Here is a 21,374-nt window from a genome sequence, read left to right on the forward strand (position 1 = left end):
CGGATGCATCCGAGATCCGGCGCTTATAAAACGACTCCGCACGGCCGTAACGGGATTTCCCGGTTGATTACCAGCCCGGTGTCGCCTCGCAAAAGCCGAGTTATTTCGCAGGGTGGTGGCGCGATACGGGTGCCCGCGAGCAAGGGCTGAATCGAAGCGAGTCATTTCTCGAAGCAAGATCGGGCTTCGAGCGATCAGCTACCGTAAATATGGGTAGACATTTGAATTTTGACGCGCCACGAGCTTTTTTTCCGATTCCTCCCGGGAAATGGCCGATGCGGCAAGAAAAACGCACAGCGCACTTCTTTCGTCGCTTCCGGGCGATTTTTTTTAATGCGTTTGCCCGTTATATCGACAGCGGCATAATGGCCGGCTCACCGCCGGCCAACTCTGCGGGCAACCCGTCCCGCGCTCACGGCTTCAGATGCCGCACGTTCATTCCCGCTTCCGGACGGGTACGTTCGTACCGTTTCGATACGACGTCGACATTCAGACCATCGCCTCCGCGGCTTCGGCATCGCCTGCGAGCCAGTCATTCATCACGCGCGCATCCGCCTGCCGGTCCAGCGACAGGCACACGTCGCTCAGCGCATCGACCTGCGCACGGTCTAGCGCCATGCCCGCCAGCGCACGATATTTCGCCAGCAGCGCTGCGTCCGACAACGGATTGCGCGGGTCGCCGAGTGCGATCGGCACATGGCGCGATTCCCGCCCTCCATCCGCGCGATGCAGGATCACCGTCGGCTCGTCGAGATCGCCGAGCGCCGGATCGACGTCGACCGCGATGCGCGCGAGCAGCGCGGTCACGCGCGAATCGGTGCGCCGGTTCGCGCGATACACGCCGATCCCCGTGTCGCCGAATGCAAGCGCCGCCGCCACCGCATACGGCAGGCTCATCTGCGCGGACGACAGCGTCGACAGGTCGCGACCGCCGCACATGCGAGCCACGAACGCGCTCGCGCGCACGACCACCCGCTCGATCTCGCCGGCCTCGACGATGCGGCCGTCCGCGAGCTGCAGCGCCGCGTCGACGGCCGCATGCGCGCTGCGGCACGATGCGTGCGGCTTGATCGAGCAGCGCATCAGCTTCCAGTGCGCGCCGAGGCCGTCGGTCAATGCGTCGGGCACATGCGATTGCGCGGCGAACGTGTTGAAAAATCCGCCCCACACGTCGTCGAACACGTGCGCGGGGCCGCTCACACCTTCACGCGCGAGCAGCGCTGCGAGCACGCCGCCCTCCGCCGCACGCCCGGCGTGCAGCCGCTTCGTCTGCGATCCGTCGTGGATGAAGCCCCACAGGCCGCCCGCGAAACTCGCCGCATGGCCAAGCGCGTCGCGCGTGTGCGCGGCGTCGAGCCCGAACACGCGCGCGCTCGCGGCCGCCGCCCCGAACACGCCGCAACTGAGCGTCGAGTGCCAGCCCGCCCCGTTGTGAATCGAATAGCCACCCGCCGCCTCGAGCACGCGCCGGCCGACGTCGTAGCCGAGCACGATCGCCGCCACGCATTCGCGGCCCGTCACCGGGCGCCCCGCGCACGACAGCGCGGCGAGCACGGCCGGCAGCACGACCGCGCCCGAATGATCGCAGCCGCCGGAATCGTCGAGTTCGAGCGCGTGCGCGGCAATCCCGTTGACGAACGCCGCATCGCGCACGCCCGCGGTCCGTCGCGTGCCCCACAGCGGCGCGCCGCCCTGCGCGACGGCGCCGGTCAGCGCACGGGCACTGCGCGTTTCGACGGCCGACGCGCCCGCCAGCGCGGCACCGAACGTATCGAGCACATGACGCTTGGCCTTCGCGACGACGTCGTCCGGCAAAGCATCGGCGGGCGTCTGCGCGACGAACGCCGCGAGCCGCGTGGCGCGCGCTTCGCTTTTCATCGTCATCGCGCCGACTCCTCAGCGACGCAGTGCGCGAACACGTCGACCGGATGTCCCGGGGCGTTGACGGGCACCCGTGCACGCCACCAGCGCGCGATGTCGCGCCCCGTCGCGAACCAGACGTCGCCCGCGTCACGCAGATGCGCGAGCAACGCGCGCAGCAGGTCGATCCGCCCAGCCGTGCCGATGATCTCGGGATGCAGGCGCAGCACGCAGCACAGCCCGAAGCGCCGAAACCCGTCGACGTCGCGCCGCCAGTTGTCGAGCACGTCGCGGTACGCCGCGATGCGCGGCTGACCGGCCGGCACGGGCGGCGACAGGTTGAACTCGAAGTACGGTGCGTCCTCGAGCTCGTAGTGCAGCGGCAACTCGACGAGCCGCGCGCCGTCCGCGCCGCCGTCGCCGCGCGGATGCACGTACGGCAGATCGTCGCCGCGCCACGATGACGACCACGTGAAGCCTTCCGCGACGAGGCAATCCGCGAATCCGTCCGCCCAGTTGCCGGTGAACGAGCGAAAGCCTTGCACGTCGCGTCCGGTCGTGTCGGCGAGTGCCGCCCGCCCGGTGCGGCACGCATCGACCTGCGCGGCGAGCGGCAGCACGTCGAAGTCTTCGCAGCGATAGCCGCTCACGCCGAGCTCGTGGCCGGCCGCGGCGATCGCGCGCACCGCTTCCGCATGCGTTTCGGCGACGATGCCCGGGACGAACCAGCTCGCCGGTACGCCGAACGCATCGAACGCATCGAGCAGCCGGTCCACGCCGCGCGTTGCGCCGTAACGCCAGACCGACAGCGATTTCTCGCGGCCGACGATGCGCGGCTCGCGTGTCTGGATACCGTGAATGTCGTTGAAGTCGACCGTGATCGCGACCGCGCATCGCGCGCCGCCCGGCCATGAATGAGTCGTCGTCACAGGCCGCTCCGTTGCGTGGGTTGCGCGTCCCGCGCGTGCTGCGCAAGCCACCAGTCGGCCACTTCGCGGCAGCGCGCGAACCATACGCCGTCCTGTGCGCGCATGTGACCGAGCCACGCCTCGAGCAATGCGATGCGGCCGGGCTTGCCGCAGACCTTCGGATGCAGCAGCGTCGTCAGGCACAGCCCTTCGCGGTATACGCCGTCGAATTCGCGCGTCCAGTTGTCGAGCGTCGCGCCGTAGCCGGCGATCCGGTCGAGCCCGGCCGGGTAATCGGGGTTGCGGTGATACGCAAGCGACGCGTAGTCGTCGGTCTCCCAGCGGCCGGGTATCTCGACGAGCGGCGCCTCGCCGCCGTCGCCGTGCAGCAGGTACGGCCGATCGTCGCCGCGCATCGAACTCGAATAACGCACACCGGCTTCGCGCAGCACGGCCACCGTCGCCGCGCTCCAGTCGCCGGACGGCGTGCGGAACCCGACCGGCCGCACGCCGAGCGTACGCGCGAACACGTCGGCCGATTGCGCCATGATCTCGCGCTGCCGCCCGGGCTCGAGCGTCCAGAACGCTTCGTGCCGGTAGCCGTGGTAGCCGATCTCGTGGCCGCGCTCGACGATCGCCGCGCATTGCGCGGGCCAGGTCCGCGCGACCCATGCGGGCACGAAGAACGTCGCGGGCAGGTCGAACGCCGCGAGCATGTCGAGCAAGCGGCCGAGCGCGCGCCACGGCCCGTAGCTGCCGAGCGTGAAATACGCGGGGTTGCGCCAGATCGACCCGTTCAGCATCGCGTCGCCGGTCGGGCCGTCGAGATCGAACGCGAGCGCGACGCACGCGCGCTTCGCGTCCGGCCAGCGGGGAGCGAGGGCCGCCATCGCGCGCTCAGTGCGTGCCGTTGATCATCGCCTTCGTCACCGCGTGCTCCTGCAGCCCCCACTTCGCGAGCAGCTTCTGGTACGAGCCGTCCGCGATCAGCTGGTTGAGCGCCGTCGTCAGCGCGCTGCTCAGCGCGGTGTTGCTCTTCGCGACGCCGATGCCCGTGTACTGCGACAGGAACGGCTTGCCGACCGGCGCGTACGCGTTCTGCTCGAGGCTGTTCTGGTACGGCAGCGTCTCGCCGCCCTGCACGGCCGCGTCGATGCGGTTCTGGCGCAACTGCATGCGCGCGTCCGACGAGCCGTCGGTGCCGACCACGATGATCGCCGGCTTGCCGGCCTTCACGCAGTTCTCCGCGCTCCACGCGGTCGTGTTGTCAGGGAACGACGTGCGCCGGCTCGACCCGACGCGCTTGCCGCACAGCGCGCCCATCTGCGCGAACTCGCCGGCGCGTGCCTTCAGCGTGTAGAACTGCGGGCCCGTCTCGATGTAGTCGACGAACGTCACCGCGTCGCGACGCGTCGGCAGGTCGGTCATGCCGGACAGGATCATGTCGACGCGTTGCGTCGCGACCGCGCTCATCATCTGGTCGAAGCTCGTCTCGACCCAGTTCAGCTTCGCGCCCATCTTCGCGGCCAGCGCTTCGCCGAGATCGACGTCGAAGCCCGCGAGCTTGTCGGTCGCCGGATCCTTGTATTCGAACGGCGGATAGTTCGGCACGATCGCGACGTTCAGCGTGCGCTTCGCGCTCGCGGCCTGCGCGACTGCGAAGGAGGCATGAAGCGCGAGCGCGCCGAATGCGACGGCGGCCAGCGTGCGGGTCAGGACGGATGCTTTCATGGGGTGTCGCCTTGTCGTAGTGGAGTAATGGGGTGCTGCGCCGGTCTGGTCGCCGGCTCGATCGATCGGGCGCTGCGGGTCGGGGCGCCCGGCCCGTTCATGCGATCACGGCCGAGATGAAATCGCGCGTGCGCGCGTGCGTCGGAGCGGACAGCACCTGGTCGGGCGGCCCGCTCTCGACGATCCGGCCGCCGTCCATGAACACGACGCGGTCGGCCACCTCGCGCGCGAAGCCGAGCTCGTGCGTGACGACGATCATCGTCATCCCGCTCTTCGCGAGATCGCGCATCACGGCCAGCACTTCGCCGACGAGCTCGGGATCGAGCGCCGACGTCGGCTCGTCGAACAGGATCAGTTGCGGATGCATCGCGAGCGCCCGCGCGATCGCGACGCGCTGCTGCTGGCCGCCCGACAGCTCGACCGGAAATGCGTCGCATTTGTGCGCGAGCCCGACGCGCGCGAGCAGCGCGCGCGCTTCCTCCTCCGCTTGCGCGCGGCGGCGCTTGAGCACCTGCACGGGGCCCTCGATCACGTTCTCGAGCGCGGTCTTGTGCGGAAACAGGTTGAAGCGCTGGAACACCATGCTCGTCGCCAGCCGCTGGCGCGCGACCTGGCGCTCCGACAGCTCGTGGAGCCGGTTGCCGGCGCGCCGGTAGCCGGCCAGTTCGCCGTTGACCCACAGCGCGCCCGCGCTGATCGTCTCGAGCTGGTTGATGCAGCGCAGGAACGTGCTCTTGCCCGAGCCCGACGGCCCGATGATGCACAGCACTTCGCCCTGCGCGACGTCGAGCGTGATGCCGTGCAGCGCCTGGAAATCGCCGTACGACTTGCGCACGTCGACCGCGCGAACGACCGCGTTCGTCATGACGTTCTCCCGATGGTTGAGGGTCGTGGCGTTCATGTGCGGCCCGCCGCGCGGCCCGCGCCGCGCGCAAAGCGCCGTTCGACGCGCGCCTGCGCGAGCGACAGCACGGTGACGACCGCGAGATACCAGATGCCCGCGACGATCAGCAACTCGATCACGCGGGCGTTCGCGTAGTAGATGTTCTGCGCGTTGTGCAGCATCTCCGCGTACTGCACGACGCTCGCGAGCGACGTCAGCTTGACCATGCCGATCAGCTCGTTGCCGATCGGCGGCACGATCACGCGCATCGCCTGCGGCAGGATGATCCGGCGCAGCGCCTGCAGGCGCGGCATGCCGATCGATTTCGCGGCCTCGTACTGTCCGGTGTCGACCGACAGCAGCCCCGCGCGCACGACTTCCGACGTATACGCGCCCTGGTTGATACCGAGTCCGAGCACCGCCGCGAGGAACGGCGTCATCACGTCGACGGTCCGGAATTCGGCGATGCCCGGAATGCCGAGCGTCGGAAACACCAGCGCGAGGTTGAACCACAGCAGCAGTTGCAGGATCACCGGCGTGCCGCGGAACAGCCAGATGTAGCCCTGCGCGATCGCCCCGAGCACCGGGTTCGACGACAGCCGCATCACCGCGGTGACCACGCCGAGCACGACGCCGAGCGTCATCGCGAGGACGGTCATCACGATCGTGTTGCCGAGCCCCGTCAGGATCGAGCGCGCGGTCAGGAACTGGCCGACGACGCGCCACTCGATCTGTCCGCGCGCGAACGCGGCGGCCACGTAGGCGAGCGCGGCGATGATCGCGATCGACGCGACATAACGGCCCCAGTAGCGCCGGCGCACGCGCACGAGGCCTGCGGTATCGTCCGCCGCGGCGCCGACCGGCCCGGGTGCGCCGTCGAGACGGCGCGAATCGGATGCGCTCAGCATGACGGCCCCCGGTAGTCGGCCGCCCAGGCGGCCTGGCGTGCGATCGCGCCGCTCAGGCGGACGATCTGCTCGCGCACGCGCGCGGGCGACGTGCCGCCCGCGCCGCCGCGTGCGGCGACGGCCGCGTCGAGCGTCAGGTGCGCGCGCACCGCCGGCGCGAGGCGCGAGTCGACGGCCTGCAGTTGTTCCGCGCTTGCGTCCGCGAGCTCGATGCCGTCGCGTTCGCATGCACGCACGAGCGCGCCGGTGATCTCGTGCGCTTCGCTGAACGGCACGCCCGTCAGCGCCAGCCAGTCCGCGACCTCGGTCGCGAGCGTGAAGCCGAGCGGCGCCTGGCGACGCATCTCGTCGACGTTCACGCGCATCGTGCGGATCATCCCCGCCATCGCCGGCAGCACGAGTTCGAGCGTGTCGATCGAATCGAACGCGGCGATCTTGTCTTCCGCGAGATCGCGGTTGTACGCGAGCGGCAGCGACTTCAGCGTCGCGAGCAGGCCCGTCAGGTTGCCGATCAGGCGCCCGGCCTTGCCGCGCGTCAGTTCCGCGATGTCCGGGTTCTTCTTCTGCGGCATGATCGAGCTGCCCGTCGCATAACCGTCGTCGAGTTCCACCCAGCGGAATTGCCGCGACGTCCACAGGATCACTTCTTCCGACAGGCGGGACAGGTTCACGGCCAGCATGCTCGTGACGAACGCGAATTCGGCGACGTGATCGCGAGCGGCCACGGCGTCGATCGAGTTCTCGCACGGCGCGTCGTAACCGAGCTCCTGCGCGGACAGCTCGGGCCGCACGCAGATCGCCGAGCCCGCCAGCGCGGCCGCGCCGAGCGGCGAACGCGCGGTGCGGCGGTCCCAGTCGACCAGGCGGTCGGCGTCGCGATACAGCGACTGCGCATGCGCCAGCAACTGATGGCCGAACACGATCGGCTGCGCGGGCTGCAGATGGGTGAAGCCGGCGGTCACCGTGTCGACGTGCCGGCTCGCCTGGCCGACCAGCGCCTGCTGCAGGTCGAGCACGCCGCGCACGAGTTGGCGCGCCTTGTCGCGCAGGTACAGGCGCAGGTCGTTCGCCGCCTGGTCGTTGCGCGAACGCCCGGCGCGCAGCTTGCCGCCGAGCGCCGGCAGCCGCTGCGTGAGCACGCGCTCGAGGAACGTATGCACGTCCTCGTCGGCGAGCGACGGCGCGATCGCGCCGGCCGCGTAGTCGCGCGCGATGCCGTCCATCGCGGCCAGCAACTGCGCGAGGTCGTCGTCGTTCACGATGCCGGCGCGGTTCAACTCGCGCGCATGCGCACGGGAGCCCGCCAGATCGTACGGCACGAGGCGGTAGAAACTCGGATCGGAGCGGGACAGGTTCTGCAGCGCGTCGGACGGTTCCGACTGGAAGCGGCCGCCCCACAGGCGTTCGATCGGTTCGGTAAGGCTCATTGCGGTCGACCTCGACTCGGTTGGATTGCCCCCACTGTAGGCATTCAATTTTTTTTGTTGTAGCGAGAAATTGACTCCGCTTAAATGAAGTTTTTCTCAGCACCGTCACCTGAGACACACCCGCCGATGCGCAACCGCCTGCCTCCGCTGAACCCGCTTCGCGCCTTCGAAGCCGCCGCCCGGCGCGGCAGCGTGTCGGCGGCAGCCGACGAACTGCACGTGACCGCGAGCGCGGTCAGCCACCAGATCCGCATTCTCGAAAGCACGCTCGGCGTCGCGCTATTCGTCCGATCAAAGGCGCGCGTGAAGCTCACACTCGAAGGCGAGGCGCTGCTGGAACCGGTCGGCGCCGCGTTCGACATGATCGCGAACGCCACCGTCAGGCTCGATTCGCCGGCCGCCGTCGGCGATCTCGTCGTGTCGACGCCGCTGTCGCTGACGTCGCGCTGGCTCGCCCGGCACATCGGCGATTTTCTCGAGCGCTATCCGGGCATCCACCTGAAAGTGATTCCGTCGAACGACGAACGCGAGATCTATTCGACGGACGTCGACGTATGCATCCGCTACGGGGAAGGCAACTGGCGCAACCGGCACGTCGAACTGCTCGAGCATCCGGCGCTGTTCCCGGTCGTGAGCCCGGCGTTGATGAACGGGCCCGACGCGATCCGCAAGGTGCAGGATCTCGCGGGACGCACGCTGTTCTGCGAGCATGCGGGCTCGTGGATGCGCTGGCTGGCGGAAGCGAATGCCGACAAGCTGCCGGGCATCCGCATCCTCGAAATCGGCAACGCGCACATCGGTGTCGAAGCGGCGGTGCACGGGCAAGGCGTCGCGCTCGGCGACAGCCTGTCGGTGCGCGACGACCTGATCGACGGCACGCTCGTGCGGCCGTTCAGCGCAACGGTGCCGTCACGTCATGCGTACTATCTCGTCACGCGTCACGAGCTGACCGGGACGCCGCTCGTGACCGCGTTCACGTCGTGGCTGCGAGCGTGCCTCGCGTGATGCGCGTCGTTGCAGCGGGGCTTTGATCAGGCGATGAGATTCGCCAGGTCGTCCCACACCATGACGATGTTGTGCGACCGCCAGATCGGCCCCGCATCGATGTACTCGCCAGCCAACCGCCCGTTCAGCGCCTCGTAAAAGGCGATCGCGGACGCGTTTCCCTTGACGACACTCAACGCGGCGCCCCGATACCGCAGCTTTCCCAAATGCGTCGCGAGTTGGGCCAGCAGCTTTCGGCCGATGCCGCGACGCTTGAATTCGGGATCGACATACAGGAATTTGATCTCGCCGCGGCCGTCGAATATCGGTTCCGACGGCGCGCCGGCCGCGCCGATTCCGACAATTCCGCCGTCGGTCTCCGCAACGAGCACGAGCTGGTCGCCGTCATTCGACGCCAGCTTTTCCTGCCATTTCTTGCCGCGATAGCGCTCGTCGAGCACGGCATGCGCTTGCGCCGGTGCGAGATCCCGATAGGTATGCCGCCAGACCTTGACGTGGAAATCGGCGATCGCCTGTGCGTCGTCGATATTTGCGGACCTGATGGATATTCCGGTCATTGAGGACTCCCTGTCGAGCGGCTTTGCGCCAGTGGGTGCGGTGTATGCAGCGGATTGTGACGATCCGGGCAACGATGTCGAATGACCGCTTGAGGCCCGCGGCCGGCCACCGGTCACGATCTCCGAAGGCCGGCGCCCGACACGCCCGCCGTTTCGTACTCCCTCCTTCGAACCAGCCAACGGCCACTCACACGGCGAGTTCGAAGAACGATCGCGCCACGACCCGGCCGTTGACGATCAGCTCGACCTCATGCCGGCCCGCATAGTGCCGGCGCGTAGTGAAATCGCGGATCGGCCGACTGTGCCGCAGCATGATGCGCTGGCCGGGCTCGAGCGTCAGTACCTTCAGCTTGAACACCTTCGGCGACGCATCGCCATTTTGCTTCACGTAGGCGATACGATAATCGACGACGAGTCGCTGCGCCGTCCCGGCCGTCGAATGCAGCTCGCAGGCGAGCGCGATCGACTCGCCGAGCACCACCTGCGCAGGCGTCACGTCAAACGGGCCGACTTCCAGGCGAGGCGCGCTTTCGGCACCGAGTATCGCGAGCGCTCGCACATCGCACTGCTTCACGAGGGTGCGAAGCGCATGACGGACGATCCACCGCGTATGCGGATGGTCGCCGCCCCATCGTTCGGCTCGATCGAGCACCCATGCCGGATGCGTCTTCGCCACATCGTTCAGGTGATTCGCGACCGAGCGGCGTACATAAGCGCTCGAGTCAGCGCGAAGATCGTCGAGAATCCGCGCGGCCAGCGCCGGGTCGGCCTCGATCTCGCGGAGCCGGAACGACCATGGCAGGCGCGGGCGACTTCCCTCGCTTGCCAGCCGGCGCACTGCTTCGTCCGCATCGTGCACCCAGGTTTCCATCACTGCGAGCGCGCGAGCGCCGTCGATGCGCAGGAACTCGCGCACCGCGAATTCCGACGTGCCGAACGGCGTGAAATATTTCAGCGCGTCCATCGAGCGGTCGAATGCGTGCCGACCGTACTGCCCGACATAATCGGGGGCGATCAGCGAGACGAAACCCCGGCCGAATCGAGGTGCCGCCTCCTGCAACAACACCAGCACGGCATCGTATCCGCCGGGTAGCGACCGCGCCCCGGTGTCGATCGCCACACTGGCGCGCCTGACGCGCTCCATCAGCGTCAAGCCGTCAAGGCCGTCGAGCGCCGTCGCAAGAAATGCCGCCCGGTCGAAGGCGGGTTCGATCGAATGCAGCACGTCGGACAGCGCGTGGAACTGCCGTGCTGCCAGCGATTCCTTCAGCGGGACGGGAGCTTGAGTGGTGGTCATTACGAATGGATCCGACGTGCGCCGCAGATCGACGGTTGCGAAAGCGCACAGTATCGCCGAAGCCCCTGCCAGTTCCTGTCAGTAGTCTTTGCCCGGCCGGCGCACCCTTGCGGGACGCAATCGACACGCGCGGAACGCGAACCGCGAGCGGGCGGTGTTCATGCGTCCGTTCGACGCTGCTCGCGGGATGGATCGTGAGAATCGCCGCTGGAGAACCTGTTTCGCAGCTGACCGCCGGCGAACGCGGCCGCAATCAACGACAGATACCCGGCGACGAGGAGATGTCGCCAGCCGTCGAGTGCGGCGCGGTGCGCAACCAGCGCCGCGTCGGGTGCCGGTACGGCGAGACTTCCCGGCACGATCGCGCGCGTCATCTGCACGAATCCCGCCGCCGACAGCACGGGCAGCAGGACGAGCATCGCCAGCAGCACAAACTTTGCACGCCGAAAGAATGCATGCCGGCGCAAATGAAACCACAGTCCCAGACTGCCGTGCACCCATCCCGGTGCGAGCAGCGCGATCTGCAAACCCTGCGTGCCGCTCGTGAGGAGCGACACGATGACCCGTTCGTAGTTCGGTTCGAAGCCGTAGAACGATGTCGCGACCCGTGTCCCGACGACGTGGCGTATCAACAGCAAGGGCAGGCTGAGTCCCGCCCACAAACGAAGCCATTCGGCGGGCGGCAGCGTCCAGTGTCGGCGGCCGTAGATGGTGCGGATCGCCAGCGCGAAATGCAGGCCGGCCGCGCCATACAGCAGGATCGTGCCGGGCACGCTTTGCCAGAGCCCGATTGCCAGGTGCAGCGCGCGCTCGGCGATATCGATCGACCAGATGCCGAGCGCGTGATTGACCATATGAATGGAAATATAGAGCCAAAGCAAGATGCCGGAACCGAGTTGCAGCCTTCGCGCGGCCTTGCGCATCCCGTCTTGCGCCGATGCCGGTTTACCGGCATCGGCGTCCATCGCGTGCTGCGCGGGACGCGGCGCACGGTTGCGCCACGGTGGGCGCATGCCGATGCGATCCTGGAACGACGATGACCGCCGTGCCCCGTTCACCTTCGGGGCACCCTTGCTGTCGCACTGCGATCGGCCCGGAATGTTCCGGGTTTGCCTCTCCTTGCCGTTCATTGGCGCCTCCCCGTCGATGCGTCCGGTGCTTGATCGGCATACCGCGGAGCGGGCCCGTTTATTCCAGCGACGCGCGAGATTCCGCGCATGACGTGCATCGCGCGGTTTCGGGAATAGACGCCGTACTCGCCGGGTATACGGTGTGTGGGCCGACGGATGACGACCGCGACGCGTCAGCGCCCTTCACATCGAAGCGAACGGAGTCAAGGAGACCATCATGTCCAACGTCCTGTCCCACTGGATTCTGATCGGTTGCGACGCATACGACGAGTATGTGTTCGTGCCGTGGCTCGATAAATCCGTCTATCTGAGAACGGTCACGCTGCGTCGGATCTGCCTGTTGTGACGGAAGCGGTTCCAGCGCACCGGAGTTGCCCCCGTAGTCCTGGACACAGCCTCACACTACGGTTGATGAATCCGCGGCGCGTCGAAACTCGCGTGGTGTGCGAGATTTCAGCGCGCTATGGCGATGCTTCTCGTTGTAAATGCTCGAACGCAATGGCGAAATTCTGCACGGCCGTCGCTGCATCCGGTTTCGGCATGAAGGCCACGTAGTCGCGCTTCATCGTCTTCACGAAGCGCTTCGCCATGCCGTTGCTCTGCGGGCTGCACACCGGCGGCGTCAGTGGCTTCAGCTGCTACGCGAGCCGCGACTTGATGTTTGCATGCATCGCGCCGGCCGAGATCCCGTAGCGCTCGTGCAACGTCGGCAACGCGCCCGCGGCGAGGTACGCATCCGGCAGGGCGATGTGGCGGAACGGTACGGCAACGCCGGCCCCGATCAACGCAGCCGCCACCGCTTCGCCAAGTTCGCCAAGTTCGCCAAGTTCGCCGATCACCGTATGGTTCTCGGTGACGATCGCCTCGTCAAGCCGGTAGAGATGGCCACGCTCGACGCGTTATTGCAACGTGTCGTGCGCGACCTGCTGCCGGATGCCTGGCCTGCGATGTGCGTGGTTCATCTTTTCGCGGTTCGCGAACCCGCAGTGGAGGTGTGAGTCCAGTGCCACCATTCGTGGTGGTCCAGATTTCCAAGCAATTCCGCGCGACGATGCTCGCGGCGATAGCGGTTCATTGCGGCAATTGCCGCAAACGCCAGTACGAACGCGCCGACCACGAACCCGACCGATGCTCCGCTCATGGCAGCCTCCGTCATTTTCGGCCAACTCCGGATCGCTCAACGAATTCGCGCGACCGCTTTCAGGACAGCGCGGCCCTCTGCGGTAATCTGGACACGCCGACAACCCGAGGCCGGCTGATCAACGGAGATCAGACGATGCTCGATGAGCGTGACGAGTTCGTCGCGATCCGGTTCGATCTGATCTGGAGCATCCCAAACGATCATTAAAGTAGTAATTTCGTGCGGACTTAGCATGGTCTGCATGGAATGTTCGTATCGGACAATTGGATTGTGTATACATGCGCGAACGCATGCCTCCCGCTTTCAACTCAACAAGGTGCTCGAGAGTTTGTAACGACTCCACCATTTCCCGCGACGATTCAATGCGAAATTTAGTGGGCACATTCTAACGCGCTCGCATCCATTTCGGATCCGCCACCTCGTAGGTGGATGCCCTGACTCGGAAACGTTACCATTTCTCTGAATTAAGCAAGTATGCGAAATGGTATGAATATATAGACCACATGTGTTTCATATACTCACTGATTCATTCATTTCTGAATACGTCAGATGACGCAGTTCGATATTTTCAAGAAATATTCCTCCGTATTCATTCGAAATCCTCATATTCGCTGTATCGCCGCAGAGAAACGGCCAGTGCATCGACATCGCTTTGATAGCTTGAAATGACATCCGCCCGCTCCGGGAATCGTTCGCGTTGCAACGACAGTGTCTCCACGGCTGCGGCATGACGCCTGACAAGCTGCCCGCGCGTCACCCATTCGTCATTTCCGCCGGTGCAGGACTTGATGTGCTTCAGCACGCCGTCGCCGAGCACCTTGAGCGGCGCGTGCCCATTGATGAATTCCGCGTAGTGTCCGGAGAAAAACCGCTCCCACTCGCTCCCTTCCGAGTCGTGCCGAAACGCGAGGATATGCCCGCCGAGATCGACGATGTAGCGATAGGACAAATTCTCATGCGCGTCGGGTGAAGTCAGCTCGGCAGTCCGGTTCGCTCGGTGGAATCTGTCGGCGAGCGATCCAGCACCATCCGACAGGTGCGCGGCAAGGAAAAACTGGGCCGCGCCGGATGGGCAGCCGTTCTGAGGAATAAGGAACGTTGCATGGCTGCCGTGCGGCAATGCGAACGTGTAAGTCGCGAGTATGCTCATTACGATTTCCTCTTGGTCCTCATGAAGAGGATCGGCACCTGAACGCTATTTCCCGGATCACTCGTCTGCGGGTGCAATCTCAGTAGCAAGCGATATGCCATCGCGATGCATTCGATTCCCATGGCGACATGAACCGCCGCAATACACGAAAAGTCGTCGCAAGCGGATGAAAATGTTTCAGCGTTGATACGTTTCGCATTGCTCAGTGCCGGCACACGTCGATTGCCGTTGTTTGAACCTTCCCGATCCCATTGGGCTCGCCCTTTTCAGACTCGCCTGCCTGGTTGCAACGCTGAAACCGGCCGACCGGCTGGCTAGTCGAAGTGCGTTCGGGAACACGAATTGCGCCATCGTTTCCGTGCAGCCCAACCCGGGAGTGAAAGATGCGCAACGGCCATACCGTCGGCAAGGTGGCCGCGTGGCTTGCCGTTGTCGTCGCCCTGACGATCGCCGCGTTGTTCGTCTTCGTCGTGACGTTCGACTGGAACCGCGCGCGCCCTTGGGTCGATGACAAGGTATCGGACGCGATCGGACGGCAGTTCGCCATCAACGGCGACCTGCGTGTCGGGTGGCACCGGCCCGTGAGCGAGCATGGCTGGCGCGCCTGGGTGCCGTGGCCGCGATTCAGCGCCCGCAATGTCACGATCGCCAACCCGGACTGGACGCGCACGAAGCATTTCGCCACGCTCGACGCGATCAGCTTCGAAGTCGAGGCGCTGCCGCTGATCGCGCGCCGCATCGTGATTCCGGCCATCGACCTCGTCAATCCATCCGTCGACCTCGAACGCCTCGCGGACGGGCGCGTCAACTGGACGTTCCAGCTCAAGAATGCCGATCATCCGGGCAAGTGGACGCTCGACCTGCACGATATCGCGTTCGCCACCGGCAAGCTTCGCTACTACGATCAACAGAAGCAATTCGACCTGAGCGGTGTGATCGACACGCTCGGCAAGCCAATTGCATTCGGCGATGCGTTGAAGCAGCAGGCGGCGCTCGCGCGCAGCGAATCGGCGCAGGCCATCGGCCAGGAAGGCCAGAAGAAACTCGCGGCACAGGTACACCACGGTGCGGCACGATCCCCGGCGCCCGTGTCGGGTATCGAAGCGGCATCCCGCGCATCGGCAGCGGCGTCGCAAGCGCTGGCCGCGGCGTCGCAAGCGTCGGCCACGATATCCACTACCGCGATCGCCCCGGCGGCATCGGCTGCGTCGAGCGCGTCCGCGACAGCGGCGTCGCACGCGACGGCCTCCTCAGCGTCGAGCGCGTCGGCAGGCGCCGCGCCCGCGGCGTCCGTAAGCGCGGGCGATTACACGATCGGGTGGACCGTCGACGGAACCTACAAGAAAGGGCACGTCGCCGGCAATGGCAAGATCGGAAACGTGCTGGGGCTGCAAGGCGGTCAGCGCCCGTTTCCGGTCCAGGCCAATTTGCGCTTCGGCGACACGAAGCTGGCGCTCGTCGGCACGCTGACCGATCCGGCGCACTTGGCGGCGGTCGACCTGCGACTGTGGCTCGCGGGCACCAGCATGGCGCACCTGTACGACGTCACCGGCATCACGCTGCCCGAGACCCCGCCCTATGCGACCGACGGACGGCTTATCGGGCAATTCCGCGCGTCCGGCAATGTCTTCAAGTACGAGGACTTCACGGGGCGTGTCGGCGGCAGCGATCTCACCGGCACGCTGGTGTACGTTTCGCGCGAACCGAGGCCGCTCCTGTCGGGCACGCTGGTGTCGAAGGTGCTGCGGTTCGCCGACCTTGCGCCGCTCATCGGCGCCGACACGAATGCCAGCAAGGCGCGCCGCGGCGCCGCGGTCGCGCAGCCCGCGAACAAGGCATTGCCGGTCGAGGCGTTCCGCACGGAGCGCTGGAAGAAGATCGACGCCGACGTCCGGTTCAGCGGGCAGCGCATCATCAAGTCCCCGAGCTTGCCGATCACCGACCTGACGACCCACGTCGTCATGCAGGACGGCGTGCTGACGCTCAACCCGCTGAACTTCGGCGTCGCGGGCGGCACGCTGGCGTCGAACATCCACCTGGACGGCAATGGCACGCCGCTCAAGGGGCGGTTCACGCTGCAGGCGCGGCACCTGAAGCTGAAGCAGCTATTCCCGACGTTCGCGGTCATGCAGACGGCGCTCGGCGAAGTCAACGGCGATGCCGCGCTGTCGGCCACCGGCAACTCCCCGGCGGCGCTCGCCGCAACGTCCAACGGAGAAGTGAAGACGCTGGTCACGGACGGCACCGTGAGCCTGGTGCTGATGGAAGCGGCCGGGTTGAACGTGGCGAACGTCGTGTACGAGAAGCTGTTCGGCGATCGCGACGTGAAGATCAACTGCGCGGTGGCCGATTTCGTGGTCACCAATGGCGTGCTCGACTCGCGCGTATTCGCGCTCGACACCGAGGATGCGGTGATCGGCATGAACGGTAACGTGGACTTGCGGGACGAGACCATGAACCTGACGATTCATCCGCATACCAAGGGGTTCCGGGTGATATCGCTGCGCTCGCCGCTGTACGTCACCGGCACCTTCAAGCAGCCTCACGTGGGCGTGAAGCCGGGGGCGCTCATCGCGCGCGGCGGGGCGGCGGTGGCGCTGGGTGTACTGAATCCGCTCGCGAGTTTGCTCGCATTGCTCCAGCCGGGCCGCGATCAGCCGCTGCCGTGCAGGCAGATGTTGACCGACATGGAGCAGCGCCCGACCGCGCCGCCACCGGGAGTACGAAAGGAGAAAAAGGCGGCACCGGCGTATATGAGTGCGGCGCCGCCGGCTTCACAGGCTCACGCGCCGGCGGCTGCCGAACCCGAGCAAGCGACGCGCGCAGGCCGAACCACCGCTCCTGGCCGGTAAGGCCGCAGTATTCGAGTTCGGACGGAGACGTCGGCCTGCTACGTCGAGCAATGGCGGCATGGGAGCGTAAGGGCCCGGCCGCGCTCGAACGCGTCGCATAGGTCGGCTTCCAGCGCCGAGCGCCGCCACAACGCTTGTCGGCGCGCCGCCGATCCGATTAGCCAAGCGACAGCACACTCGGCACAGGCGCACTACCGAATCCTTACATGCCCGCGAGGCTGGCCTGGCTTCGCTCAATCATCTAAAAGGGCTGATCGAAGACCCAGATATTGAACGAATGGATCAAAGTCCCGATCGCTGTACAGTAGCGAAACGCCGTTCTCAATACAGTAAGTCGCGATCAGCGTGTCGATAGTCTTGCGGACCGTCACGCCTCGCGCCCTCAAGTCGCGATAATTTCGTGCGGCCTGGACGGCGTTATCGGTACCGACCAGCGACACTACATTCAAGCGCGTCGTCATCAACTGGCGGGCCACATTGAATTCGGATTCAGCCGAGAAACCTTGCAATACCTCTGCCACGATCAGGTCGCCCGACAACAGCGCCTCGTTGCCGAGCAAACCGTCCAACTTGTCGGTTTCCGGCGAAACCTTGCCACGAAAATAGTCAATCCAGACGCTCGAATCCACAAGCGTCATCGATCCGTCCTCATGGCGTCGAGATCACCTTCCCAGTGAAGTTTTCCGCGAAACTGCCGAATCTGCTCTTGCTGTTTGAGCCTGATGATCGTCTTCAAACCGAGCTCGACGGCTTCCCGCTTGGTTTTGATACCGGTTGCGGCAAGTGCCTCGGCCATCAACTTGTCGTCGATTTCAATGTTGGTACGCATGGCATACCTCGCTATGTGTATAGATCCATTAAATTATACACATTGCAGGTGGCTGCGTCCGGCCGGGCGCAATCAACATACCGCCCCTCAGGCAGAGCAACCCCACGGATTTCAGCAAATATCTGCGCCCCTCCGAGAGCCCCTGTCAGCCGGCGCTTGAACGGATTCCAGCGTCCCCCGCAACAACACCCAGACATCACAATTCATTTAACTTTCCGTGAGGACTTCGACACCGGCCGCTGCCTACGATAGGCGCATGTTTTCAGGACCTGCTTCCAGGAGCCCATCATGCCCACCCGCAGACATCTGCTGCTGTTCGCCGGCGCCACCGGCCTCGCCGCGCTCGCGGCGCTGTCGTCCACCGGCCGCCGCGCGCTGGTCGGCCGCGCGTTCGCCGCGCCGCCGGCCGCCCCACGGATGGCCGCCCCGCGGATGGCCGCCCCGTTCGAAATCACGCTCAGCGACGCCGAATGGCATCGCCGGCTCACGCCCGCCCAGTTCGCGATCCTGCGCGACGCCGGCACCGAGCGACCGTACAGCAGCCCGCTGAACGACGAGCACCGGCCCGGCACGTTCGCGTGCGCCGGTTGCGACCTCGCGCTGTTCTCGTCGGCCACCAAGTTCGACAGCCATACGGGCTGGCCGAGCTTCTGGAAACCGCTCGACCACGCGGTCGGCACCAACGCCGACGCGTCGTTCGGGATGGTCCGCACCGAAGTGCACTGCCGCCGCTGCGGCGGCCATCTCGGCCACGTGTTCGACGACGGCCCGCCGCCGACCGGCCTGCGCTACTGCATGAACGGGCTCGCGCTCGCCTTCCACCCGACCGCCGCCTGATCCGGCCCCGCTCCCGACCCGACTGGAGAACGCACCATGCTGCTCATCGTCCTTGCCTATCTCGGCGGCGTGCTCACGATCCTGAGCCCGTGCATCCTGCCCGTGCTGCCGTTCGTGTTCGCGCGCGCCGACCAGCCGTTCGTGCGCACCGGCCTGCCGCTGCTGGCCGGCATGGCGCTCACGTTCGCCGTCGTCGCGACGCTCGCCGCCGTCGGCGGCGGCTGGGTCGCGCAGGCCAACCAGGCCGGCCGCTGGATCGCCATCGTGCTGCTCGCGGTGTTCGGCCTAACGCTGCTGATGCCGCGCTTCGCGGAACACCTGACGCGCCCGCTCGTCGCCGCCGGCAACCGGCTCACCGGTCTCGCGCAGCGCGACGGCCGCCCGGCCGGCCCCGCGTCGTCGCTGCTGCTCGGCGTCGCGACCGGCCTGCTGTGGGCGCCGTGCGCGGGCCCGATCCTCGGGCTCGTACTGACCGGCGCCGCGCTGCGCGGCGCGAGCGTCGGCACGACGCTGCTGCTCGTCGCGTATGCGGCCGGCGCGGCGACGTCGCTCGCCGTCGCGCTCGTGATCGGCGGCAAGGTGTTCGCCGCGATGAAGCGCTCGCTCGGCGCCGGCGAATGGATCCGGCGCGGGATCGGCGCGGCACTGCTGGCCGGCGTCGGCGCGATCGCGCTCGGCCTCGACACGGGTGCGCTCGCGCAACTGTCGACCGTCACGACGGGCGGTCTCGAGACGAAGCTCGTCGACCGGCTCGGCGGGCGCTCGAACGGTGCGCCCGCAACGACGGCCGCCACGGGCAACGCTGCCGGCAACGCGTCCGACAACGCAAGCGGCGGTGCGATGATGGCCGCGACTGCCGATGACGCACAGGCCGGCGGCGGTGCGATGATGCGCGCGGCCGGCACGACGCCGTCCGCGCTGCCCGTCGAAGGCACGCTGCCGTCGCTCGACGGCGCCGTGCAGTGGCTGAACTCGCCGCCGCTGACGGCGGCCGGCCTGCGCGGCAAGGTCGTGCTCGTCGATTTCTGGACGTATTCGTGCATCAACTGCCTGCGCACGCTGCCGTACACCAACGCGTGGGCGCGCAAGTACGCGCCGTACGGGCTCGTCGTGATCGGCGTGCACGCACCGGAGTTCGCGTTCGAGCGCGACATCGGCAACGTGAAGAAGGCCGTGCACGACCTCGGCATCGACTACCCGGTCGCGATCGACAACGGTTATTCGATCTGGCGCGCGTTCGCCAACGAATACTGGCCCGCGCACTACTTCATCGACGCGCAAGGGCGCATCCGCCATCACCACTTCGGCGAAGGCGAATACGCGCAGTCGGAACGCGCGATCCAGTCGCTGCTCGCCGAAGCCGGCCATCCGGAAGCGCTGAGCGTGCCGCTCGGGCTGGCCGGTGCGCCCGCGAAGGGCGCGCTCGCGGCAGCGGATACCGCAGACGTCCGCTCGCCCGAAACCTACGTCGGCTATGCGCGCGCGGAAGACTTCTCGTCGCCGGGCGGCGTCGTGCGCGACGCGGCGCATCGCTACGACGCGCCGGCCCGCCCCGGTCTCAACGACTGGGGCCTCGCCGGCTCCTGGCAGGTCGGCGCCGAGCGCGCGTCGCTCGCCGCGCCGGCCGGCCGGATCGTCTATCGCTTCCATGCACGCGACCTGCACCTCGTGCTCGGCCCGGGCGCGAACGGCCAGCCCGTGCGCTTTCGCGTAACGCTCGACGGCGCGGCGCCCGGTGCCGCGCACGGCGCCGACGTCGACGCGCAGGGCTACGGCACCGTCACCGGGCAGCGCCTGTACCAGCTCGTCCGGCAGCCCGGCGCGATCGCCGATCGCACGTTCGCGATCGAGTTTCTCGATCCCGGCGTCGATGCGTACGCATTCACTTTCGGTTGAACGTGGGTGCCGCACGCGGGCGACGCCCCACCCGAGCACAGTCTTTTACAACGCATTCCGAAGGAGCAAACGATGAACCCGACACCCACCCGCGATTCCGCACCGCGACGGCGCGCAGCGATGCTGCGCCGCATCGGCGCCATCGCCGTCGCGGCCACCGCCGTGTTCGGCGTCCAGCGCATCGTCAATTCCGCCGAGCCGATGCGCACCGTGCCCGCGCCGACGCTCGACGAAACGCCCGGCACATCGCACGACGAAACGGCCGTGCTCGCCGGCGGCTGCTTCTGGGGCGTGCAGGGCGTGTTCGAGCACGTGAAGGGCGTGAAGCAGGTCACGGCCGGCTATGCGGGCGGCGCGTCCGAAACCGCGCACTACGCGCTGGTCGGCTCGGGGCTGACGGGGCACGCGGAATCGGTTCGCATCGTCTACGACCCGACGCAGATCACGTACGGCCGGCTGCTGCAGGTGTTCTTCTCGGTCGCGCACGACCCGACCGAACTCAACCGGCAAGGGCCCGACGAAGGGCCGCAGTACCGGTCCGCGATCTTCCCGACCAACGCGCAGCAACGCGCGGTCGCGACCGCGTATATCGCGCAGCTCGGCAGTGCGCACGTGTTTCCGGCGCCCGTCGTCACGCGCGTCGAGGCGTACAAGGGGTTTTATCCGGCCGAGGCCTATCACCAGAACTACCTCGAACTGCACCCCGACGCGCCGTATATCGCGTTCAACGACCTGCCGAAGGTCGCCGGGTTGAAGCAGCGCTTCCCGGCGCTGTACCGCACGGACGCGGTGTTATGGCGCGATACCGGCTCGTGACCGGCAGCCGGCCGCGTGACGGGATGCCGCCCGCCGCGCGGCCGGGGCAGCCGCGCGTGGCCGGCGCGCGCCGCCCGCGGCCCGGTTTGCGCCGCATCAACGAAACCCCGGCCGTCATGCCGGGGCAAACCCGCATCGCGTCCGCCG

General features: G+C 66.9%; 20 protein-coding genes and 2 pseudogenes. 7 read left to right on the plus strand and 15 right to left on the minus strand.

Annotation, left to right across the window (positions count from 1 at the left end; genetic code table 11):
• Window positions 1-489 precede the first annotated feature (489 nt).
• The 7 genes from OEJ37_RS02735 to argH all read right to left on the minus strand — a co-directional run bounded on the left by OEJ37_RS02735 (window position 490) and on the right by argH (window position 7,717).
• Window positions 490-1,884 carry an MmgE/PrpD family protein gene (locus OEJ37_RS02735; RefSeq protein WP_263343115.1) on the minus strand — a complete coding sequence of 465 codons (1,395 nt, stop codon included), beginning with the start codon at window positions 1,882-1,884 and terminating at the stop codon, window positions 490-492.
• The gene (locus OEJ37_RS02740) at window positions 1,881-2,789 is read right to left on the minus strand and encodes a polysaccharide deacetylase family protein (protein ID WP_263343116.1); all 909 of its coding nucleotides are present in this window, start codon (window positions 2,787-2,789) and stop codon (window positions 1,881-1,883) included. The genes OEJ37_RS02735 and OEJ37_RS02740 overlap by 4 nt, the downstream gene beginning before the upstream one ends.
• A complete protein-coding gene (locus tag OEJ37_RS02745) occupies window positions 2,786-3,658 on the minus strand; it encodes a polysaccharide deacetylase family protein (RefSeq protein WP_263343117.1) in 873 nt (290 codons plus the stop codon). Before OEJ37_RS02745 ends, OEJ37_RS02740 begins: the two co-directional genes overlap by 4 nt.
• A 7-nt stretch (window positions 3,659-3,665) precedes the next feature.
• A complete protein-coding gene (locus OEJ37_RS02750) occupies window positions 3,666-4,499 on the minus strand; it encodes an ABC transporter substrate-binding protein (protein ID WP_263343119.1) in 834 nt (277 codons plus the stop codon).
• A gap of 97 nt (window positions 4,500-4,596) precedes the next feature.
• Window positions 4,597-5,400: an amino acid ABC transporter ATP-binding protein gene (locus tag OEJ37_RS02755; RefSeq protein WP_317891511.1), complete on the minus strand. Its 804-nt coding sequence runs from the start codon at window positions 5,398-5,400 to the stop codon at window positions 4,597-4,599.
• Window positions 5,397-6,290: an amino acid ABC transporter permease gene (locus OEJ37_RS02760; RefSeq protein WP_263343120.1), complete on the minus strand. Its 894-nt coding sequence runs from the start codon at window positions 6,288-6,290 to the stop codon at window positions 5,397-5,399. The genes OEJ37_RS02755 and OEJ37_RS02760 overlap by 4 nt, the downstream gene beginning before the upstream one ends.
• Entirely contained in the window at window positions 6,284-7,717 is a 1,434-nt protein-coding gene (gene argH, locus OEJ37_RS02765; protein ID WP_175920580.1) for an argininosuccinate lyase, read from the minus strand. Before argH ends, OEJ37_RS02760 begins: the two co-directional genes overlap by 7 nt.
• A 126-nt stretch (window positions 7,718-7,843) precedes the next feature.
• On the opposite strand from argH, the gene OEJ37_RS02770 reads away from it, so the two are divergent.
• Window positions 7,844-8,722 (plus strand): LysR substrate-binding domain-containing protein, encoded by an 879-nt coding sequence (locus tag OEJ37_RS02770; protein WP_174419652.1) that lies wholly within the window; start codon window positions 7,844-7,846, stop codon window positions 8,720-8,722.
• 26 nt (window positions 8,723-8,748) lie between these two features.
• Here OEJ37_RS02770 and OEJ37_RS02775 read toward each other — a convergent pair whose 3' ends face one another.
• The 3 genes from OEJ37_RS02775 to OEJ37_RS02785 all read right to left on the minus strand — a co-directional run bounded on the left by OEJ37_RS02775 (window position 8,749) and on the right by OEJ37_RS02785 (window position 11,706).
• Window positions 8,749-9,459, minus strand: a complete 711-nt coding sequence (locus OEJ37_RS02775; protein WP_263343122.1) for a GNAT family N-acetyltransferase — start codon at window positions 9,457-9,459, stop codon at window positions 8,749-8,751.
• 7 nt (window positions 9,460-9,466) lie between these two features.
• Window positions 9,467-10,504, minus strand: coding sequence for a DNA alkylation repair protein (locus tag OEJ37_RS02780; protein ID WP_263343123.1), 1,038 nt, complete (start codon window positions 10,502-10,504; stop codon window positions 9,467-9,469).
• 230 nt (window positions 10,505-10,734) lie between these two features.
• A complete protein-coding gene (locus OEJ37_RS02785) occupies window positions 10,735-11,706 on the minus strand; it encodes a hypothetical protein (protein ID WP_317891512.1) in 972 nt (323 codons plus the stop codon).
• Window positions 11,707-11,923: 217 nt separating this feature from the next.
• On the opposite strand from OEJ37_RS02785, the gene OEJ37_RS02790 reads away from it, so the two are divergent.
• Window positions 11,924-12,052 carry a hypothetical protein gene (locus OEJ37_RS02790; RefSeq protein WP_258285093.1) on the plus strand — a complete coding sequence of 43 codons (129 nt, stop codon included), beginning with the start codon at window positions 11,924-11,926 and terminating at the stop codon, window positions 12,050-12,052.
• 51 nt (window positions 12,053-12,103) lie between these two features.
• Here OEJ37_RS02790 and OEJ37_RS02795 read toward each other — a convergent pair.
• Both OEJ37_RS02795 and OEJ37_RS02800 read right to left on the minus strand, forming a co-directional pair.
• Window positions 12,104-12,341 (minus strand): annotated as a pseudogene (locus OEJ37_RS02795) (integrase core domain-containing protein); the annotation flags it as partial.
• A 3-nt stretch (window positions 12,342-12,344) separates the two neighbouring features.
• Window positions 12,345-12,566: pseudogene (locus OEJ37_RS02800) on the minus strand (transketolase family protein); the annotation flags it as partial.
• Window positions 12,567-12,709: 143 nt separating this feature from the next.
• Here OEJ37_RS02800 and OEJ37_RS34890 point away from each other — a divergent pair.
• The gene (locus tag OEJ37_RS34890; protein WP_317891513.1) at window positions 12,710-13,054 is read left to right on the plus strand and encodes a hypothetical protein; all 345 of its coding nucleotides are present in this window, start codon (window positions 12,710-12,712) and stop codon (window positions 13,052-13,054) included.
• Window positions 13,055-13,436: 382 nt separating this feature from the next.
• On the opposite strand, the gene OEJ37_RS02810 is transcribed toward OEJ37_RS34890, so the two are convergent.
• Window positions 13,437-13,997 carry a hypothetical protein gene (locus OEJ37_RS02810; RefSeq protein ID WP_263343124.1) on the minus strand — a complete coding sequence of 187 codons (561 nt, stop codon included), beginning with the start codon at window positions 13,995-13,997 and terminating at the stop codon, window positions 13,437-13,439.
• Between the two features lie 383 nt (window positions 13,998-14,380).
• Between OEJ37_RS02810 and OEJ37_RS02815 the strand changes: the two genes are divergently transcribed.
• Window positions 14,381-16,849, plus strand: a complete 2,469-nt coding sequence (locus OEJ37_RS02815; RefSeq protein ID WP_263343125.1) for an AsmA family protein — start codon at window positions 14,381-14,383, stop codon at window positions 16,847-16,849.
• Window positions 16,850-17,082: 233 nt separating this feature from the next.
• Here the strand turns inward: OEJ37_RS02815 and OEJ37_RS02820 are convergent, their stop codons facing one another.
• Together OEJ37_RS02820 and OEJ37_RS02825 are read right to left on the minus strand one after the other, a co-directional pair.
• Window positions 17,083-17,487 (minus strand): PIN domain nuclease, encoded by a 405-nt coding sequence (locus OEJ37_RS02820; protein WP_174419646.1) that lies wholly within the window; start codon window positions 17,485-17,487, stop codon window positions 17,083-17,085.
• Window positions 17,484-17,678 (minus strand): type II toxin-antitoxin system VapB family antitoxin, encoded by a 195-nt coding sequence (locus tag OEJ37_RS02825; RefSeq protein WP_047904609.1) that lies wholly within the window; start codon window positions 17,676-17,678, stop codon window positions 17,484-17,486. Before OEJ37_RS02825 ends, OEJ37_RS02820 begins: the two co-directional genes overlap by 4 nt.
• 288 nt (window positions 17,679-17,966) lie before the next feature.
• On the opposite strand from OEJ37_RS02825, the gene msrB reads away from it, so the two are divergent.
• The 3 genes from msrB to msrA all read left to right on the plus strand — a co-directional run bounded on the left by msrB (window position 17,967) and on the right by msrA (window position 21,227).
• Complete coding sequence (gene msrB / locus OEJ37_RS02830; protein ID WP_175920584.1) at window positions 17,967-18,515, plus strand: peptide-methionine (R)-S-oxide reductase MsrB; 549 nt, start codon at window positions 17,967-17,969, stop codon at window positions 18,513-18,515.
• Window positions 18,516-18,551: 36 nt separating this feature from the next.
• The gene (locus tag OEJ37_RS02835; protein ID WP_263343127.1) at window positions 18,552-20,411 is read left to right on the plus strand and encodes a cytochrome c biogenesis protein DipZ; all 1,860 of its coding nucleotides are present in this window, start codon (window positions 18,552-18,554) and stop codon (window positions 20,409-20,411) included.
• 72 nt (window positions 20,412-20,483) lie between these two features.
• Window positions 20,484-21,227 (plus strand): peptide-methionine (S)-S-oxide reductase MsrA, encoded by a 744-nt coding sequence (msrA, locus tag OEJ37_RS02840; protein WP_263343128.1) that lies wholly within the window; start codon window positions 20,484-20,486, stop codon window positions 21,225-21,227.
• The last annotated feature ends 147 nt before the right edge of the window (window positions 21,228-21,374 follow it).

This window comes from Burkholderia sp. BKH01, from assembly GCF_025685725.1.
Taxonomy (GTDB): domain Bacteria; phylum Pseudomonadota; class Gammaproteobacteria; order Burkholderiales; family Burkholderiaceae; genus Burkholderia; species Burkholderia pyrrocinia_C.